The organism is Aquimarina latercula DSM 2041 (genome assembly GCF_000430645.1).
Lineage (GTDB): Bacteria > Bacteroidota > Bacteroidia > Flavobacteriales > Flavobacteriaceae > Aquimarina > Aquimarina latercula.
Map to the genome: position 1 here is coordinate 225,841 of NZ_KE387185.1, position 19,159 is coordinate 244,999.

General features: G+C 30.6%; 17 protein-coding genes. 1 reads left to right on the plus strand and 16 read right to left on the minus strand.

Going from position 1 to position 19,159, the window contains the following annotated elements:
* Positions 1-54: 54 nt before the first annotated feature.
* Positions 55-1,020, plus strand: a complete 966-nt coding sequence (locus tag H526_RS32120; protein WP_245591235.1) for an O-antigen ligase family protein — start codon at positions 55-57, stop codon at positions 1,018-1,020.
* Here H526_RS32120 and H526_RS0118995 read toward each other — a convergent pair.
* The 16 genes from H526_RS0118995 to rfbB (H526_RS0119070) form a co-directional block, all read right to left on the minus strand.
* On the minus strand, positions 1,004-2,254 hold the full coding sequence (locus H526_RS0118995; protein ID WP_027394463.1) for a DUF6369 family protein: 1,251 nt from the start codon (positions 2,252-2,254) through the stop codon (positions 1,004-1,006). The two genes, H526_RS32120 and H526_RS0118995, sit on opposite strands and share 17 nt — an antisense overlap.
* A gap of 75 nt (positions 2,255-2,329) precedes the next feature.
* Positions 2,330-3,778: an MOP flippase family protein gene (locus H526_RS0119000; RefSeq protein WP_027394464.1), complete on the minus strand. Its 1,449-nt coding sequence runs from the start codon at positions 3,776-3,778 to the stop codon at positions 2,330-2,332.
* On the minus strand, positions 3,771-4,886 hold the full coding sequence (locus H526_RS0119005) for a TDP-N-acetylfucosamine:lipid II N-acetylfucosaminyltransferase family protein (protein WP_027394465.1): 1,116 nt from the start codon (positions 4,884-4,886) through the stop codon (positions 3,771-3,773). Before H526_RS0119005 ends, H526_RS0119000 begins: the two co-directional genes overlap by 8 nt.
* Positions 4,879-5,622 (minus strand): dTDP-4-amino-4,6-dideoxyglucose formyltransferase, encoded by a 744-nt coding sequence (locus tag H526_RS0119010; protein WP_035086059.1) that lies wholly within the window; start codon positions 5,620-5,622, stop codon positions 4,879-4,881. Before H526_RS0119010 ends, H526_RS0119005 begins: the two co-directional genes overlap by 8 nt.
* A gap of 10 nt (positions 5,623-5,632) precedes the next feature.
* On the minus strand, positions 5,633-6,706 hold the full coding sequence (locus H526_RS0119015; protein ID WP_027394467.1) for a DegT/DnrJ/EryC1/StrS family aminotransferase: 1,074 nt from the start codon (positions 6,704-6,706) through the stop codon (positions 5,633-5,635).
* The gene (gene rfbA / locus H526_RS0119020) at positions 6,699-7,574 is read right to left on the minus strand and encodes a glucose-1-phosphate thymidylyltransferase RfbA (protein ID WP_027394468.1); all 876 of its coding nucleotides are present in this window, start codon (positions 7,572-7,574) and stop codon (positions 6,699-6,701) included. The genes H526_RS0119015 and rfbA (H526_RS0119020) overlap by 8 nt, the downstream gene beginning before the upstream one ends.
* A 108-nt stretch (positions 7,575-7,682) precedes the next feature.
* On the minus strand, positions 7,683-8,378 hold the full coding sequence (locus tag H526_RS0119025) for a hypothetical protein (RefSeq protein WP_027394469.1): 696 nt from the start codon (positions 8,376-8,378) through the stop codon (positions 7,683-7,685).
* 1 nt (position 8,379) lies between these two features.
* Positions 8,380-9,429, minus strand: coding sequence for a dTDP-glucose 4,6-dehydratase (gene rfbB / locus H526_RS0119030; protein ID WP_027394470.1), 1,050 nt, complete (start codon positions 9,427-9,429; stop codon positions 8,380-8,382).
* Positions 9,426-12,188: a heparinase II/III family protein gene (locus H526_RS0119035; protein WP_027394471.1), complete on the minus strand. Its 2,763-nt coding sequence runs from the start codon at positions 12,186-12,188 to the stop codon at positions 9,426-9,428. The genes rfbB (H526_RS0119030) and H526_RS0119035 overlap by 4 nt, the downstream gene beginning before the upstream one ends.
* A gap of 129 nt (positions 12,189-12,317) precedes the next feature.
* Positions 12,318-13,532: a UDP-N-acetyl-D-mannosamine dehydrogenase gene (gene wecC, locus H526_RS0119040; protein WP_027394472.1), complete on the minus strand. Its 1,215-nt coding sequence runs from the start codon at positions 13,530-13,532 to the stop codon at positions 12,318-12,320.
* Between the two features lie 2 nt (positions 13,533-13,534).
* A complete protein-coding gene (wecB, locus tag H526_RS0119045) occupies positions 13,535-14,659 on the minus strand; it encodes a non-hydrolyzing UDP-N-acetylglucosamine 2-epimerase (RefSeq protein WP_027394473.1) in 1,125 nt (374 codons plus the stop codon).
* Positions 14,656-15,519, minus strand: a complete 864-nt coding sequence (rfbD, locus tag H526_RS0119050; protein WP_211237849.1) for a dTDP-4-dehydrorhamnose reductase — start codon at positions 15,517-15,519, stop codon at positions 14,656-14,658. The genes wecB and rfbD overlap by 4 nt, the downstream gene beginning before the upstream one ends.
* A gap of 50 nt (positions 15,520-15,569) precedes the next feature.
* Positions 15,570-16,625, minus strand: coding sequence for a GumC domain-containing protein (locus H526_RS0119055; RefSeq protein ID WP_027394475.1), 1,056 nt, complete (start codon positions 16,623-16,625; stop codon positions 15,570-15,572).
* Between the two features lie 73 nt (positions 16,626-16,698).
* Entirely contained in the window at positions 16,699-17,244 is a 546-nt protein-coding gene (rfbC, locus tag H526_RS0119060) for a dTDP-4-dehydrorhamnose 3,5-epimerase (protein WP_027394476.1), read from the minus strand.
* Positions 17,245-17,246: 2 nt separating this feature from the next.
* Positions 17,247-18,104, minus strand: coding sequence for a glucose-1-phosphate thymidylyltransferase RfbA (rfbA, locus tag H526_RS0119065; protein ID WP_027394477.1), 858 nt, complete (start codon positions 18,102-18,104; stop codon positions 17,247-17,249).
* 40 nt (positions 18,105-18,144) lie between these two features.
* Positions 18,145-19,158, minus strand: a complete 1,014-nt coding sequence (rfbB, locus tag H526_RS0119070) for a dTDP-glucose 4,6-dehydratase (RefSeq protein WP_027394478.1) — start codon at positions 19,156-19,158, stop codon at positions 18,145-18,147.
* Position 19,159 lies beyond the last annotated feature (1 nt).

A 19,159-nucleotide genomic window follows, 5' to 3' on the forward strand; every position in this document is an offset into this window, starting at 1 on the left:
AAAACAGGGCTTGGTAGAATTCAACATGTTATTCCCTTAGCTGTTTTCCCAATAATGTTCTCATTATTAAAAATTAGAAGGCTTACAATTCATAAAATTCTGCGATTCTTTCCTTTTGTTGTTCTAGCAGCTTGCCTTTATTCACATACTGTTACGATAATTAGGTTTATCTCGAATAACGAACCTTCATTAAGACACTTTTTTAACTTAAATTATTCCTATGGTGCACTGGGTAATACTTTGGATCTTCATACGACCTATTACTCAATATATATTTTGTTTGCAATTACTATCATACTTGAGAATTTTAAGAATTTGAAAAGCATAATACACAAAATATTGTATTTATTATTAATTGGATATTTTTCTTCATTTATTCTTCAACTTGCGTCTCGAGTAAGTATTGTAACACTCTATCTAATTTTTCTGTTTTTCTCAATTAGATTTATATATGAAAAACGACAAATTATGAAGGGAATATTTGTTATTATTGTTTTTCATGTTCTTTTATTCATTATAGGGTCTAATATGTCTATCACCAAATATCGTTTTCAGCATATATTTGGATTCACTTATTATACCGGATATACAGTAAATGACGGACAACACAAATTAAATTTATGGACAGCCGCTATTAATGCCAATGATAATTTACTAATCGGAAATGGAGTTGGAGATATTCAACCTTCTTTAAATGCTTCTTATAAAGAAAATGGATTAACAAAACCCCTTAAGGAAAATTATAATAGTCATAATCAATACATTGAATTTTATGTTGGATTAGGAATAATCGGGCTGCTTTTTTTCCTTTATTTACTATTCTACTATGGTTATTTATTCCTTAAAACTAAAAACTATTTAGGTGTACAGTTTATAATTTTAATTGCAATAATTTCATTTACAGAATGCATCTGGAACAGACATAATGGTATTGTATTTATCTGTTTTTTAATTGGACTATTAGTTGGACAATCATTATCATTAGATGAAGACTCGGACCGACCTAGGTTATCTTTTTAATTTCTTCTTTGCTGTTTTCGAAGGCTGTCAATAAAATCAATATAAATAAAAAACTTATTTGGTACATATAGGAGGTAGTAAGTCCCATTATTAAAAAATATTGAATTACGAAAAGTCTGTGTCTTTTGTTTTTAATAGTTTTATAAATAATTAAATATAACATAAGTAAAATAAGTACACAAAACAATCCATATTTCATGTATAGGGTTAAATAGATATTATCCATGTATACATTATAATTCTTGATATTCTCTCGATAAACGAACCAAGGAATAAAAAAAGTAGCTCCTATACCTTTCCCTAATAAATAGTGATACCATTCAAAACTACTTATTTTTTCAAAAAAAGGTGAAAATCGTCTTGTTTTTAATTGCTGCATCAATAAGTTAACGTCAAATAACGTAAGTACCCGTTTTCTTAGTACTTCATTAGAATAGAGCATCAATATAATAAATCCTACACCACCTATTCCAAATAATAGTATTTTTCTCAAAAAAGCCTTAATATCATTTATCGAAAGTAAAAGATTAGTAACTAGGATTGCCACAATTGCGATTAAAAAAGTTCGATTACCAGACAAAAAAACAGGAACAAAAACATATAGTAATTCAAAAAGACTTAGCTTTTGTTTTCTGGAAATTTTTGAAATAAAGAAAAAAATACAGTAAAAGGTTCCTAAACTTATATATCTTATTTCCTCAGAATTTTTATAGTGAGGATCGTCTGTAAGCATACTTAACAGGCCTGTTTTACTTAAAAGAATAAATAAGGACAGAATAACAAAAAAATTTATTTTTAATAATTTTTTAGCAAATTGCGAATCCCAGGATAGTTTATTATTCTTAAAAATATCTATAAGTACAAACCCAATGCTAATAGAAATTAATGGTTTCAGATCTTTTAAAACATTTATAAATTCAAAACCATCAGGGTTCAATAAAGGGTTTATTAGCAGATAACTTAAAATAAAAACAACTAGAATTAGAGAAAAATAAAATGTCCATTGATTAATCCGTAATTTTTGAATAAGTCTTAACAAATAGAAAATTATCGGAAACACTAAAAATGAATAATATACAGTAAATTGAAATCTAGTATGTAACAATGGGAAAGAAGGTGAAATAGGAAGAAGAACTAATAACCCGATGAAGTTTTCTAAACGGTTAGAACGGACATATATCAATCCTGCAAATAAAAAAACCCCCAATAAAACAAAGAAAATGATGTTTCCCATTATAATTTAGTGTTATGTATTGCAATTGAAATAATAATAAAATTTTTACTTTCTCTTAGACTAGTAATAGCCTATTTATTCAGAACTAAGTTTTTTTGATAAAGTCTTTATCATTCTTCCGTTTACCACCCATTGAAAAAGACCAAAAAAAACAACAAAAATAAATAAGTTTACAATTAACTCTAAAATCAAATGTTCTATAACCAGTCGTTCTCTTAAAAAAATCAGTATTCCGGAAGCAATTGAACCTACTGCTATATTCTTAAACAGTATTTGAAAATATATGAAAAAAGATACACTAGACATCCTTTTTACAAAGAAAAACCACCCTAATATCAACATTAACCCAGATAGGATACACATCCCCTTAATTACCCAAATAACAGATACATTTTTGGCTATTGCATATACCACAATAATGGTAACTAATGCATTAGCTAAATTCCAATAAAAATCGTAATTGGTTTTTCCTTTTGCCACTACCAAACTATAATTTAATGATAATATACTGCGAATAAGGATTAATATACTAAACCATTTTAAATAAGGGCTATCCAAAATATATTTTGCTCCATAGAATAATACCATTAATTCTTCTGACATTACAAAGGAATAAAAAAACACAAAAGTAAAAATCAAAGTAGCAAATTCAATGAGATATAAAAAGGAAGTATTCAGCTTTTCTTTTTCATTTTGAAACCTAGGAAACAAAGCGTTACTAATTCGCATTATAATAGAACTCAAAATAAATTGTGGTTTTTTTATCAGCTGTTTCGCTAAGCTATAACCTCCCAAAATCTCTACCCCAACTAATTTACCTAAGATCATAATGTCAAAGTCTCTTCCAAAATAATTCAACACTTGACTTCCTAACTGAAATCCACCAATAGTCAACATGTCCTTTACTTCCTTCAGCTTAAATACTCGAAGAATAGGATAGGATTTTAATCCTTTATACAAAAACGCACAGCTTAATAGTATTGATTGTACTAAAGCAGTGAATATGATAACCTCAATTCCTACTCTATATTGTAACAGTGTAATCATGAAAATAAAAGACATTAAGGCGGCTGTTATCTCTACGATTCCTATCAACTTAAACTGTAGCTCTTTTTGAAAAATGGTCTTATGTTGTTTACCTGCTATCAAAAACAAAAGGTTCACACCTGCAAGCGGCAATAACCAATACAATTCTGGTATTTCATAAAATATTGATAACATTGGAGTAATTGCTAACAAAATAAGATAAGATCCGATTGAAATTCCAAAATTAAACCAATATAGCGTCCCGTATTGCCTTTTGGTAATGTTCTGCTTATGAAGAATGGCCGTAGTAATTCCCATATCTGTAAAGAGTTCAGTAAACCCTAACACAAATAAAATAATTGCAAAAACACCAAACTCCTCTTTAGACAAATAACGGGTTAATACAAAAATTTTCGTCGTATTAATAATTGTCACGATAACCATGGCTAGAGTAGACCATTTAGCACCACTGATTACCTTTTTTTTTATTTCACTCATGAACTAATTTAACGATCTTATTAATATGTTCAATTGTCATTGTTTTAGAGTAAATAGAGCTCAAAAAATCAATATTAGTCTTTATCTCTTCCTGTTTTAGGCCCTTAAATTCGAAACCTTCTTCGAACTCACTTTCTATTGAGAAAACAGCTATACCTTTGTTTTTAAAATAATTAAAAACTGGGTTGTTTTCGCTTAAAAAGACTCGCATCCCAAGCCATAAACAAATTATTATATTTCCTACTGCTTGTTGCCTTTGGTGATTCATAATGGCTATTGAACAATTGGATAGAATTTTCACATATTCCTCTGGAGGAAGAAACTCCGTAAGCGGAACATAATTTCTAAGATTATTGTTCTCTAAATAGTCTGTAAGTTCCTTTGCATATGTATTATTACCATAATTAATAGGTACAATTTTCTTTACTGGATCAAAGGTTTTTATTTTTTCAATCTCATTGAATACTTCGATATGATTTGATGTAAAAGAACTAGAGTTTCCTATAAGAATATCCGTTGCTTCATTATTTACTTTGAAGTTTTTCAGCCTTAGGGTTTCGATATCTACATAATTAAAATGTACATATCTCGCATTTGGTAAATAACCTTCAATATATTTTTTCTCAGTGGGAATTACTGTAGAATAAAATGCAACTTTTTTTAGTAGCTTTTTATATTTATAATGGTAATAGTATCCTCTGTAATTTTCTTTTAACCTATAAAAAAATGATGTAATTCGATCAAATACTTTCTGAGTGTGAGGCAGTAGTAATTTTCCTTTAAATTTTGGTAATAAATAAATATCAGCCCCCCAAAAATGAACTATTATTTTTTCATAATTTCTAAAACTTTGTAAAAGCTTTAATTTAATCCTATCTAAACCATGTATAAAGAAAGCCTGTTTTTGATCGCCTGTATTTTTGATATGTGAAATGAGTAGTTTATAATACACCAATTCCACTTTATTTTTTTGTTTTACAAAACGAACTTCTTGATTTGCATTAAATAATACAATTATATAGCGATTCTTGTTTGGATATGCTTTTTCATAATTATCTATTAAATCATCTACAAACTTCTCATCATTAATTATATGAAGGTTATTCATTATCTTCTTCTTTGGTAAATAAGTCTAACTTTAAATATACTTTTTTGCCATTATCTCCCATATAATATGCATTTAAATACTCTCCATGATTTAACGCCCTTAAATGATTAATGACTTCTCTATAAGTGACTTTTTTGTTTAAATCAATTTCTAACAAATTATTAAAATCTTTTTTTAATTTTAGTTCTCCCTTAATTTCTGGTTTAATAGTGTCATAATTGTTATTCACAATATTAGGCAAATTCTGAAGAAGCAGTTCTTTTTCTGCTTCTAAAACCTTATTATAGGCCGTTAAAGATGTGTCATAGTCAAATAACTCTACTTGCTTTCTTGCTATTATATTACCATTATCCAATTCATTATCAATTTCATGAATTGTTGCTCCTAGAATATTATTTTCTATAATTGAAAAAACCTGCGGGTACCATCCTCTATTATGTGGATTAAATCCAGGATGAACATTAATACACTTTACACCACTAACTAAATGCTCTGGGAAAAACTGTTTGCAATGAATTGAAAAAACCAAATCAAAAGTAGACATGATTGTGTCAACGTCCTCATGTTTTTTCAAATCAAAGACCATTATTTCATCTAATTGCTGAAAGTCATCTGGATTTGAAAAGGGGCTAATTGAAAATGAAAGTGAAACGGGTAAATCCAACTCATCTGATATTTCTTTAAAAGAAATTGCCATATGCGGATTATCTGATATTACTAAAGCTTTATTGTACATTGTAATTGTATTATTTAATACTGCATATAATATCTCCGATCATATCGATTTCATCTTTAGTTAATTCATAATATAGAGGAAGGCACAAAATTCTTTCTGATATATCTTCGGATCTTGATAATTTTATTTTATCTACATATTCCAGTTTATTGAGAGAAGGATAAAAATATCTTCTAGGGTAAATAAGGTTTTTATTCAAAGCCTTAATACACTCTAATAAAAGCTCTTCATTTGGAAATAGTAGCGGATAATAGGCATAATTGAAATCACTGTCTTTTTCTAAAGTCATTTTTTTATACCCCAATCCACTAAGAACTTTGTCATAGTATTCACTTTGTTCTTTTCTACTTCTTAATATATCATCAACATAGTTTAGGTTACATAAACCCATTGCTGCATGAAACTCTGAGTTTTTTGCATTAATTCCGACTCCATTAAACTTTTCTGGGCCGTCATGTCCAAAGTTTCTAAGATATGTCAGCTTTTTATTTAGATCTTTAGACCTTGTCATAATTGCTCCTCCTTCTGTAGTATGAAATAGCTTTGTTGCATGAAAACTCGTGACGCTTATATCCCCATATTCAAAAACAGATTTCCCTTTATACTTTGTTCCGAAGCAATGTGCAGCGTCATAAATAACTTTTAAATCATTTCGTTTCGCTACTTCTTCAATTGCTTCAATATCACAAGGGTTACCAAACACATGAGTAGCTAATATAGCCGATGTATTCGGCGTAATGGCCCTCTCAATTTTACCTGGATCGATATTATAAGTATCGGGAATAATATCAACAAATATTGGTTTACATGATTCCCATACAATACTAGAAGTAGTAGCTACATAAGAGAAGGGGGTTGTAATAATTTCCCCTTTTAAATCTAATGCTTTAATCGCCAATTGTAAAGCAATTGTTCCATTGGTCACAAACAAAAGATTTTCTAATTCCAGATAATCCTTAAGTGCTGACTCTAATTTGTTTACCAAAGGCCCATTATTTGTAAGCCAGTTTCTTCCCCAAATATCATTTACATAATTATTATACTCCTCTAACGGAGGTAAAAATGGCTTAGTAACATTAATCATGGTTCAATATTCTTTTTATATAATCAAAATAATCTCCTTTTAGATTTTTGATTCTTGCAAGCACCTGTTCTTTACCAATCCAATTAAGTTTTAAGGCAATTTCCTCGATACATGCTATTTTTAAACTTGTTCTTTTTTCTACAGCTTTTACAAATTCAGTAGCCTCTGTTAAAGCTTCATGAGTTCCTGTATCTAACCAGGCGTACCCTCTACTCATTACTTGAAGTTTTAAATTGTTTTGATCCAAATATGTTTGATTTACAGTAGTAATTTCTAACTCTCCTCTGGCAGAAGGTTTTACCTGTTTTGCAACATTTACAACAGAATTGGGATAGTAATACAATCCTACAATTGCATAATTTGACTTAGGACTTTCGGGTTTTTCCTCGATGTTTAAAACATTACCTTGCTTATCAAATTCTGCCACACCGTATCGCTCGGGATCCTCTACATAATACCCAAATACAACAGCTTTGTTTTGTTCTTTAACCTCTTGGACAGATTGTAGTAATAATTTTTGTAATCCAGCTCCATAAAAAATATTATCTCCAAGAACCAGACAAACATCATCATTACCAATAAATTGCTCTCCTATTATAAACGCTTGTGCCAAACCATCCGGAGAAGGTTGTTCTGCATATGAAATATGTATTCCCAAGTGACTTCCATCTCCAAATAACTTTCTAAAATTAGGCAAATCATGTGGTGTAGAAATAATTAAAATCTCTTTGATACCCGATAGCATTAATATCGATAGTGGATAATATATCATCGGTTTGTCATAAATTGGTAAAAGTTGTTTAGAAACAACTTTGGTAAGAGGATGTAAACGAGTTCCCGATCCTCCTGCTAATATGATTCCTTTCATTTATTATATATTCTTTTTAGTTGTCAGATGAGATTCACCAATAAAACTTTTGCTCAGTTTGAAACTAATAATGTACTCATTTTATAAAATTGTTTTAAAGAGCTTTAGTTAAAAATAACGTATTGGTCTAACCCAACTTGCCCAAGAGCCTTTAAATTCCTCATAAAGTCTAGGATGAGCACAAGCATCAAAAAAAGATTCTCCACATTGATCAACCCATCTTTGCACAGCATAATAAGATACCGCGTTTAACTCTGTTGACGAAGGATACCCATCGCCATGTTTTAAACCTAGGGCATTATTATTGGGGTCCTCATCAATTGCTACCATTACAGCTACTTCAAATCTGCTTGGTAAAAACCAATCATCGTAAATTACTCCATCATAATCAATTTGATAATTATCGCAGATATAAGCCATTGTTAAAACACCTCCTGTATTACTACAATAATTTATAATTTTTAATGTGTTTTCTTTTCCATCACCAATATCTTCTCCAGTAGCACCTATCAATTCTAAATTATCATATGATGGAATAGGAGAAAATGGGTTACTTACATCCTCAAAACAGTACCACCAAAAGTATTCATCATCAGCTGCACTTATTTCTTCGTAAGAGGCAATCAACCCGTGCGTTTCTCCGGCTATAAAACCTTTATCTTCTTCTTTAAAGATATAATAAACGATTCCTCCTTGATGTTCATCTCCAATTTTGATTACATTAGTATTGTTTTCATCATCATTACTACATGAGCAAAGTATCCCAATAGCAATAAAAAAAACGATTTTCAATATATTTTTCATGCTAATTATATTGCTGTTCGTAATACTTTTGATAATCTCCAGAAGTTACATGATCAAGCCATTCTGTATTTTCAAGATACCAGTCAATCGTTTTGGATAAACCTTGCTCAAAGGTAACCGATGGTTCCCAACCTAATTCTTTATTGATTTTTGAAGCATCTATTGCATAACGGAGATCATGTCCTGGGCGGTCTTTTACAAAAGTAATCAATTGTTGTGATGTGTTTTCAGGTTGACCTAGACATTTATCCATTAATTTGCATAGCAACTTCACCAAATCAATGTTTTTCCATTCGTTAAAACCTCCAATATTGTACGTTTGTCCATTTCCTCCTTTGTGATACAATAAATCGATAACGACTGCATGATCCTTAACATATAACCAATCACGGGTATAGTTACCATCACCATAGACCGGTAAAGGTTTTTTATTAATAATATTATTAATAAAAAGAGGGATGAGTTTTTCTGGGAAATGATTAGGTCCATAATTATTAGAGCAATTACTAATCACATAAGGTAATCCATAAGTTTCACCATATGCTCTTACGAAATGGTCTGAACTTGCTTTTGATGCTGAATAGGGAGAATTAGGATCGTAAGACGTGGTTTCAGTAAAAAGCCCTGTTTCTCCTAGTGCCCCATACACCTCATCCGTACTTATATGATAAAAGCGTTTACTTTGCCACTTACTTTGCCAAATGTTTTTAAAGGCATTTAGCAACACCATAGTTCCTAAAATATTGGTTTTAGCAAATGCCAGCGGATCAGTAATAGAACGATCTACGTGACTTTCGGCGGCTAGGTGGATTACACCATCAAACTTCTGCTTCTCAAAAAGCTCATTAATGAACTTTTCGTCTGCAATATCTCCTTTGATAAAGGAATAGTTATTATGGGCCTCAATATCCTTTAAATTCTCTAAATTTCCTGCGTATGTAAGAGCATCCAAATTAAAAATTTGGTATGCTGGATATTGAAGAACAAACCTTCTCACTACATGTGAGCCAATAAATCCGGCTCCTCCGGTAATCAATATTTTTTGACTCATTTTATGGTAATATTATTAAATTCTACATTGTTTCCTATAACGCCTTCATAACTAGTTCGGTTATAAAGAAAAAGCTTTATTTTTGGAAATTCTGTTATAGGAGTTTTTATCTTTTTAATTATATATTTATGTCCATTAATTTCAGTAATTTGAGGGAAGAAGTCCCACGCATCATAATCTCTCTTTTTTGACTTAGAATACCCCATTAGCATTTCTTTGTCTTCCTGATTAACATAGGTATGAAAGCCAAGTTTATATGATTGAATTATCTCCTCTGTAACTTCATTGTTCAATCTGAAGAAAAAAATGATTTCGCCTTTTTTTTCCCTACTTACGATTGCTTCCTCAATTATGAATTTATCGTTTAAGGTTTTTGTAGAATCTGAAACTTTAATCCCTTTTTGCTTTAGATTAGCACCTCTAAGGCTTTGATCAACATAAAAATCATCTAATTCGTAGTTCCATAATTCTCTCTTATAACCAGATCGATCAAATAAATAGATCTTTAATTTCTCTAACTTCTTAAGGTTCGTGTTTATATTTATACTTATATAGTTTCCATAGGGAGTTCTAATAATTTCATTTTCTTTGATATTCCAGGCGTCAAAGTTTTTCTTGGTTTGCCTGGCGTAAGTAGAAAGAAACGCCTTATCTTCTTCATAGGCATAACCTCTTACACCTATAGTAAATTTCTTTAGCTGTTCTTCCGTGGTATTTTTATCTAGCTTAAAAATTAATGCGTATTCATTTTCAGTCCATTTAAGTATAGAAAATGAATTGAGACTAAAACCATCTATTTTTTTTTGGTTACTAATTTGAAATGTAATTGCTTTTTCCAAGTGTCGTTTAAAAACTTCTTTTTTAAAATCAATTTTGTCAACTAATATTTCTTTGTGATTATTTTCGGGGTCTTTCCATATCACCCTTAGCTTTGTAGAATCATTTTCAAGCTCAACTATAGAAACATTATCGTCATTTTCATTATTTACTTCAATCGTGCTAATATTATTGTGGTAATATACAGGGTTGTCGTATTTCGTAAAAAAATCGATTTGATTTCCTTTCTTTGTTCGTTCCGCCCTTAAGGCGTAGGTTCCTCTTATTTCGCCAGTACCAGTGTACTCATTAATTACATACGAATTATCAACCTTTTGGTTTATCCTTAAAGTACTACTTTCAAAAAAAGCTTCTATACTTTTTTTATCTTTCCCTTTTTCAAGAGTCCTTAAATTCGATCCCAAATTAAATATCTGCGAAACAGAATGAATTGGTTTGTTAGAAAAAACATTATCATTCAGTATAATAATATTCGGTTTAATATAAATAAGAGATCTGTGAAATTCTTGAAAAGGATTGGGAACAAAGACGGCATTTACAACAGCATAGTCCTTCTCTAATTTTGAGCTCAAAATACGACAGCTCTTCAAAGGAAAATGTTGATAATTAGTCCCATTAACTGTAAAAGTATTATGTGCAAGTGTACTTTTTAAGTAGCTAACAGTATCATTTTTTGCATAGCCCCAACTTCCAGGATCAATAAGCAAATCTTCTTTATTTGAAAAAAGCGAGAATGAAAGATTATCCGAATGTTTATGAATTCTTGATGGCACTCCTCCGATAAAATTTATATAGGTCGCCTTGTCAAAGTTTTTATCAGTTTTCCACTCATCTCTAAAAATTGCATAACCAGCTTCTTTGAATATTACATCTGCACTCTTCGGTTTTGTTCCATTAACACCTTTGCTTTCAATAAAGTCAAACCTTGGATCTTCATATCTCTTGGAATAAATGAGTGGCTCATTTATTGGGTAAGTGTCTCCTTGAAAGGGATAAACTTGATTAGGTTTTAAAACGTAAACCAAGTAGGATTTCATTTTATTGAATAAATTAACGTATTCTTTGGGTGGGTTATCTCCAAAATTTTTAATGATCGAAATGAAATCGCTCAATAAATCCATCATAAATGGGTGGTACTGAGGTGAATTTTCAACACATACACCCTCATTTGTCACTTCTTCTTCTATTATCTTATTAAATCTTCTTAAAGAAATTTCTTTCCAAGATTTGGACAATGAATTATTGGTAAAAATATAACTAAGATACAATAATGATCTATCCATCATTACCGCATGGTTTCCTCCTGTATAATTTTTATGATCTGCTAACCATTTACCATATTCCATTAAATGATTGGTTATTATCTTTTTAATCTTCTGATCTAATAATCCAGAAGATTTCAAAACGGCATAAAAATGAACTAGGTTTACAACTCTATTTGCAACCGCGTGGTCTCCCCAAACATATATATAGTTGTTTGTCAATAATTTATCATCATCATAGTTCGAATTCCACGAGTGAAGAATTTGTTTTCCTTTCTCCAAATATTCATTTCGAGGATTTATTTCATAGGCCTTCGAAAGTACTGCAAGCATACGTAAACTATAAAAATAATTTTTCCAAGAAGGGTTATTGTAAGGATCTATATTCCAATCTATTTCATCTTCATATTTAACTGAACTCCAACCTCCATTAAGATTAATATAGTTTTCTAGTATTGTATTTGCATAACTTATAAGTTTATCAGGATCCTTGGCTTCAACTCTTCTTAACAAAACATTACTAGAAATCTCTGGGTACTCTATCTTTCCTTGACAATTAATATTTGTTACAGCCAATATTAAAGAGAAAAATAGGCTCCATTTAAGAATGCCATTTTTTTCCACGAAAAAACGGAGTAAAGATCCAAGAAGTCTTTGCATTTATGATTCAGTCTTTTATAAAATTTGTTCTTTCCTCTTTTTATAAAAATTGCTTAACATTACATGTGAAAAATCAGAAAAAACAAACCTCAATTTGTCCAAAGGTGTTTTTAATAATCGGTTTTATTATTATTTTAAAACTCCACAGAAATCCAATACAACTTTATCTTTTGATAGTTCTAAACTTTTAAATTCTTTGTGCGCCACCAAATAAACAACAATATCTGCTTTGTTAGCTGCTTCTTTATAATCAGTAAGTTTAAACACTGTATGTGTTTCTATATTTGGTTCCACAATATAGTACTCTTCATTATTAGCATTTTGTAGCACTTTTTGTGCAATATATTTTGCTGGAGATTCTCTTAAGTCATCAATATTGGGCTTAAAAGCAAGTCCCATAATAGCAATACTTGGCTTTCTCCCGTTTTTGATTTCAAACTCAAGTTTTACATTTTGAACCTTCTCTGCACACCAAAAAGATTTATAATTATTAATTTCTCTGGCTTTACCAATAATTTGTGATTCCATTGGGTAATCGGCTACAATAAAATAAGGGTCCACTGCTATACAGTGGCCTCCAACACCACATCCAGGTTGTAAAATATTGACTCTTGGGTGTTTATTTGCTAGGTCTATCAATTCCCAAACATTGATATTTGCTTTGTCACAAATAAGAGAGAGTTCATTTGCAAAAGCAATTTGTACATCTCTAGAAGAGTTTTCTACCAGCTTACACATTTCTGCAGTTCTAGCATTTGTTTTATGTAGATCTCCTTTTATAAATTGACGATAAAAAGATACTGCCTTTGCAGTTGATTTTTCATCTATCCCTCCAATAACTCTATCATTATGCACTAGTTCATACATAACATTACCCGGCAAAACGCGTTCCGGGCAATAGGCAATATTTAATTTTCCCTTTAAATCTGGTCTTTCAGAATAGATTAATTCCATCATCTTCTCAGTAGTCCCCACAGGAGAAGTAGATTCTATAATATACAGATCATCTTCTTTCAATAAAGAAATTATTGCTGTAGTGGCTGACTCTACAAAAGAAATATCGGGTTCATTTTTTCCTTTGAATGGCGTAGGAACAACAATTATATAAGTATCCGCTTCAACAGGTAATACAGAAGCTCTTAAATAATTCTCTTTTACAGCATTTGCAACAGCTTGATCCAACTCCGGCTCGACAATATGGATCTTTCCTGCGTTTATCGTTTCTACAACTTTAGGGTTAATATCAACCCCATGAACATACGTCTTATTTTGGGCTATTAAAGCGGCTGTAGGGAGTCCTATGTATCCTAAACCAACCATTACCACGTTAGGTTTATTATTCATTCTTAATGTTTTAAAATATATTCTATTATTCTTTGACAAGCTTTCCCATCTCCATAAGGGTTATGGAGCTTACTCATACTTCCATAGGAGTTTTCATCATGTAATAATTTTTCAGCTTCAGAGATTATTTTTTCTTTATCAGTACCTACAAGAATAACTGTTCCAGCATCTACAGCTTCCGGTCTTTCAGTGGTATTTCTCATAACTAAAACTGGTTTACCTAAGCTGGGTGCCTCTTCCTGAACACCCCCACTATCTGTAATTATCAAATATGATTTATTCATCAACCACACAAAAGCAGGATATGACAACGGAGAAATTAAATCAATATTTTCAACCTCTCCCAAAAGTTCATAAACTGGTTTTTGAACTTTTGGATTTAAATGTACAGGATAAATGATTTGAGTATCTGGATTATTAATTGCAATTTGTTTTAAAGCTTCACAAATATTTATAAACCCTTGACCATGATTTTCTCTTCTGTGTCCAGTAACAAGAATTAATCTTTTACTAGGATTCAAAGTTTTTTTAAGCAGTTCAATTTCTTTATCCTTAAATCCATCAATATTAACTTTATCTACACTAAATTGTAAAGCATCAATTACAGTATTGCCTGTTACTAATATGGAGTCAATAGATTTATTTTCATTTATCAAATTCTGTCTGGAAGTCTCTGTAGGCGAAAAATGAATGTTCGAAACTACTCCTGTCACACATCTATTCATTTCTTCTGGAAATGGAGATTTCATATTAAACGTCCTAAGCCCCGCTTCTACATGACACACTTTTGCTCCAGAATAAAATGCAGCTATACTAGATGCCATAGTAGTTGTAGTATCCCCATGAACACACACATAATCGGGCTTGAATTCTTCTAATATTGGTTTTAGTCCATTGATTATATCAGACGTAAGGTTGTATAAATTTTGATTATGCTTCATTAAATCCATATCATAGTCAGGAGTGATCTCAAAAAACTCTAATACCTGATCTAACATTTCTCGATGCTGAGCAGTAATACAAACTTTAGTTTCAAAAGTATTCAAATGTTTCTGAAATTCTTTTACTAACGGTGCCATTTTAATGGCCTCCGGTCTTGTTCCAAAAACAATTAGATTTTTAATCATGAAAATAATTTTTCTAATGAATCTTTCCAGTGTTTAATACTTATGCCAAAAGATTCACAACTTTTTCTTTTATCCAAAACACTATATTTTGGTCTTTGTGCAAAAGTAGGGTAATTATCTGTTTTTTTTATCTTTATTACATTCAGTTTTCCTAGATTCTTAGCTATTTCTTTTGCAAAATCATACCAGGTAGCTTTACCAAGATTACTAAAATGATAAATTCCATAATTTTCACTTCGAGATTCTATTATTTCTAGCAAAAACTTAGCAAGATCGTTGGCATTAGTTGGGGTACCTATTTCACCTGTTGTAATCGTAAAATGGTTTTGAGTCTTTGACTTTTCAAGGATCGTTTTATAAAAATTCTTGCCATATTCCGAATATAACCAAGAAGTTCTGATGATCAAATACTCCTCTAAAATTTCTTCAACATACTGCTCTCCTAGTAATTTAGATTTACCATATTCATTGATAGGATTAGGCACATCTTCTTCGGCATATGGAGTATTCTTATGACCATCAAAAACATAATCTGTTGAAATGTGGATTAAGGTAATATAATGTTTCTTACAGGTTTCAGCTAAATTCTTAACTCCTTCAGCATTTACTAAAAAAGCCTTTTCAGGTTCTTTTTCCGCTTGTTCGACATTAGTACATGCAGCACAATTAATTACATAATCAAAGGAATTATTCTTGAAAAATTCAGCAATGTTTTTTTTATTGGTAATATCTAAATCTTTTGAACTAGTAAAAGACAAGTTCAAAGTAGGATAATCCTTTTCTAATACTTTTATACATTTTCCCAACTGACCATCTCCACCTGTTACGAGAACTCTTATATTTTCTTCCTTAGGGCTCATTTTAAAAACTCATTCTATTTAGTTTAGCAATGTCTAATTAAGTAAACCTTCTAATCATTACCACTATTATAGTTTTTTAAATATTTATTAATTAATAGAAGTATAAGAAATAAAAAAGTCAAGAAAACTAAGCTGATTGGCAATAACACCTTTTTCTTTAAAAAGAAATCATTTACTAACCCTCCTTTATCAGGAAAATCAGAAATTACATTAATGATATTACCTGAATCCGCTTTTCTTTCATTCAACTTAATAATTTCTGCATTAAGTTGTTTAACTTCTTTTAGCAAGGTGATTTCCGACCTATCTAAGTTTTGATTTTCAGAACTCAAATTTATATTCGTTCCAGCTGGGTTTTCGGGTTTTTTAAGCTCTAGTAATTTCAGGTTTTGATAAAATAATTTAAGGGAATCTAGCTCAACTAATTGTTTTCTTGTTACTGAATCACTAATTCTGAGATTTAATTCATTAGTTTGTTTTTGAATATTGAAATAATCATTATTTTCAATAGAACGAACTATCGCGTTTTGACATTTTTTAGCAACTTTAGGATTCTTTGATTTTAACTCAATCTTATGGAACCTAGAATTGATGTTATTAAAATTCTTTAAATATTCTTCATAACTCAAACTTGCTCTTGATATCGAATCTAACGTAGAAACAAAGTCACTAAACTGTTTTAATTTTTGATTATCATCAGAAAATGATTCTATTTTAATTTTAGTTATGCTTTCTGCTTCTTTATCAGATATTTTTAAAGAAGCTGCCAACGTTTTATAAGCTCCTTCCCTTGCCAATTCATTGTAAAACTCAATATTATTATATAGCTGTTGAGAACTGTCAAAGTTTGGTTCAACAATCATAGAAGATCTATAAATAGGTTCTGAAACCGAATCCCAATACCATCCTATAGCAACTCCAATTACCCCGGCAATAACAAACTTCAAAAAATGAATTCGAATAAATTGAAGAAATAAAACAATTGTATGGAATATTCCTTTAAAAATATTAGTTATAAATCGAAATAAATTATTGAACCCATCACCTATTAGTTTAAATAATTGACCAAGGTCAATTTCTTCAGAAGTCTTTTCTTTATTACTCATAATCGGTTACTATTGATCTTTTTAAAAGTGCCCCAAAGGTACTTTGTTTTCTAAAAATAAAAAGAACTTTGTGTTATTTATTTAAGTCATTAAAATTAGGTAAAATATTATCTTTCTCTGATAATAAAATTTCTGATGATTCTAATTTCCAATCAATTCCTAAATAAGCATCGTTAAAAATTATACCCGATTCAGCTTCTTTATTATAATAATTATCGCATTTATAATTAAAAATCGCTTCATCACTTAATACTATAAAACCGTGAGCAAAACCTCTTGGAACAAATAGTTGATAATTATTTTGATCATTCAGTTCAATCGAAAAGTATTCTCCAAAAGTTTTAGAATCGGGTCTTAGGTCTACAGCAACATCTAGCACACTACCTTTTGTAACCCTTACCAATTTTGCTTGCGCATATTTACCTTTTTGAAAATGTAATCCCCTTAACACTCCTTTTGAAGAAATTGACTGATTATCTTGCACAAAATCTATTTCTAGTTTTGTCATTTCTTTAAACTTTTCCAAATTAAAACTTTCGAAAAAAGAACCCCTTTCGTCTTCGAATATTCTTGGCTTTATTATAAAACAACCTTCTAGAGGCGTTTTTTCAATTTCCATATTTAATCTAATTGCAATAAATATTTACCATACCCGCTTTTAATAAGTGGTTTTGCTAACTTTTCAAGTTCATTCTTAGTTATAAACTCTTTTTTATAGGCTATTTCTTCAATCGCCCCTATTTTTAAACCTTGTCGCTCTTCTATTACCTGAACAAATTGAGAAGCTTGCATAAGAGAATTAAAAGTTCCAGTATCTAGCCAAGCGGTTCCTTTGTCCAAAATACTGACCTTCAACTTACCTTTCTCTAAATAAGCATTATTAATGTCCGTTATTTCCAATTCTCCCCGATCACTCGGTTTAATATTTTTGGCTATTTGAACCACTTCATTATCATAAAAATAAATTCCAGGAACAGCATAGTTTGATTTAGGATTACTTGGTTTTTCCTCAATAGAAATAGCATTCCCTTTATCATCAAAATCTACTACTCCATATCGTTCGGGGTCCTGTACGTGATATGCATATATGATTCCGCCATCGGGATCATTATTACTCTCTAATAATTCTTCCAAACCCGAACCATAAAAAATATTATCTCCTAAAATTAATGCTACTTTATCATCTCCAATAAATTTTTCGCCAATAACAAAAGCTTCTGCTAATCCATTTGGTTCTTCCTGAACGGCATATTCGAAAACACATCCATATTTCTTACCATCACCTAACAGTTTCTTAAATAACGGTAAATCTAATGGAGTAGATATTATCAGTATTTCTCTTATACCTGCGGACATTAATGTAGAAAGTGGATAATAAATCATAGGTTTATCATATACAGGCATTAATTGCTTACTAATCGCCAAAGTTAATGGGTGTAAACGCGTTCCTGATCCTCCTGCTAATACGATTCCTTTCATTTTTAAAATTTATAGATTCCAGCCTACGCTGGAATGACAATTACAAATTGTACTTCTCTAAATACCAGTGTATTGTTTTTTCAATTCCTGATTCGAAATTCTCTTCTGCACACCACCCCAATTCATTTTCAATTTTAGAAGCATCAATTGCATATCTAAAATCATGACCTGGTCTATCTTTTACATAAGTAATCAGGTCTGAATAAGATTTCTGACTTTCTAATGGTTTAATCTTATCAAGAATTTTACATATTGTCTTAGCAATATATATATTCTCTCGTTCATTTTTTCCCCCTATATTATAGGTTTCACCCAGTTTACCTTTTTCTAAAACCAAATTAATTCCTTTACAATGATCCAAAACATACAACCAATCACGTATATTCTTGCCATCACCATAAATAGGAATACTTTCTTGGGAAATTGCTTTTCTTATAATCGTTGGAATTAGCTTCTCATTATGTTGTCTGGGTCCATAATTATTGGAACAATTTGTAGTAACAACTGGTAAACCGTATGTGTGAAAATAACTTCTAACCAACATATCAGAAGAAGCTTTAGATGCGCTATAGGGACTATTAGGAGCATATGAAGTTTCTTCAGTAAACAATCCTGTTTTTCCTAAAGTTCCATAAACCTCATCCGTAGAAACATGGAGAAATCTAGCATTTTCCATTCCCATTTTAAAAACATTAGGAGCGTCCATCCAATTTTTATACGCAGCTTGAAGCAAATTAAAAGTCCCAACAATATTAGTATCTATAAAAGCTCCTGGATTTGTTATAGAATTATCCACATGAGATTCTGCCGCAAAATGAACTACACTATTAATTTTATGCTCTTCAAAAACCTTTTGTACAAATTGAGCATCACAGATATCTCCTTTTACAAAAGTATAATCGAAGTCCTTCTGGATTTTAATATTTTCTAAGTTGGCAGCATATGTAAGCCTATCTAGATTAACAATCTTGATGTCTGAAAAGGTCGATAGGTAATTCAAAAAATTTGAACCTATAAACCCTGCTCCTCCGGTTACTAGCACACTTTTAAACATA

Coding starts and splice junctions, on each gene's coding strand:
- H526_RS32120 (WP_245591235.1), top strand. CDS start 55: ATGTTCTCATTATTAAAAATTAGAAGGCTTACAATTCATAAAATTCTG.
- H526_RS0118995 (WP_027394463.1), bottom strand. CDS start 2,254: ATGGGAAACATCATTTTCTTTGTTTTATTGGGGGTTTTTTTATTTGCA.
- H526_RS0119000 (WP_027394464.1), bottom strand. CDS start 3,778: ATGAGTGAAATAAAAAAAAAGGTAATCAGTGGTGCTAAATGGTCTACT.
- H526_RS0119005 (WP_027394465.1), bottom strand. CDS start 4,886: ATGAATAACCTTCATATAATTAATGATGAGAAGTTTGTAGATGATTTA.
- H526_RS0119010 (WP_035086059.1), bottom strand. CDS start 5,622: ATGTACAATAAAGCTTTAGTAATATCAGATAATCCGCATATGGCAATT.
- H526_RS0119015 (WP_027394467.1), bottom strand. CDS start 6,706: ATGATTAATGTTACTAAGCCATTTTTACCTCCGTTAGAGGAGTATAAT.
- rfbA (WP_027394468.1), bottom strand. CDS start 7,574: ATGAAAGGAATCATATTAGCAGGAGGATCGGGAACTCGTTTACATCCT.
- H526_RS0119025 (WP_027394469.1), bottom strand. CDS start 8,378: ATGAAAAATATATTGAAAATCGTTTTTTTTATTGCTATTGGGATACTT.
- rfbB (WP_027394470.1), bottom strand. CDS start 9,429: ATGAGTCAAAAAATATTGATTACCGGAGGAGCCGGATTTATTGGCTCA.
- H526_RS0119035 (WP_027394471.1), bottom strand. CDS start 12,188: ATGCAAAGACTTCTTGGATCTTTACTCCGTTTTTTCGTGGAAAAAAAT.
- wecC (WP_027394472.1), bottom strand. CDS start 13,532: ATGAATAATAAACCTAACGTGGTAATGGTTGGTTTAGGATACATAGGA.
- wecB (WP_027394473.1), bottom strand. CDS start 14,659: ATGATTAAAAATCTAATTGTTTTTGGAACAAGACCGGAGGCCATTAAA.
- rfbD (WP_211237849.1), bottom strand. CDS start 15,519: ATGAGCCCTAAGGAAGAAAATATAAGAGTTCTCGTAACAGGTGGAGAT.
- H526_RS0119055 (WP_027394475.1), bottom strand. CDS start 16,625: ATGAGTAATAAAGAAAAGACTTCTGAAGAAATTGACCTTGGTCAATTA.
- rfbC (WP_027394476.1), bottom strand. CDS start 17,244: ATGGAAATTGAAAAAACGCCTCTAGAAGGTTGTTTTATAATAAAGCCA.
- rfbA (WP_027394477.1), bottom strand. CDS start 18,104: ATGAAAGGAATCGTATTAGCAGGAGGATCAGGAACGCGTTTACACCCA.
- rfbB (WP_027394478.1), bottom strand. CDS start 19,158: ATGTTTAAAAGTGTGCTAGTAACCGGAGGAGCAGGGTTTATAGGTTCA.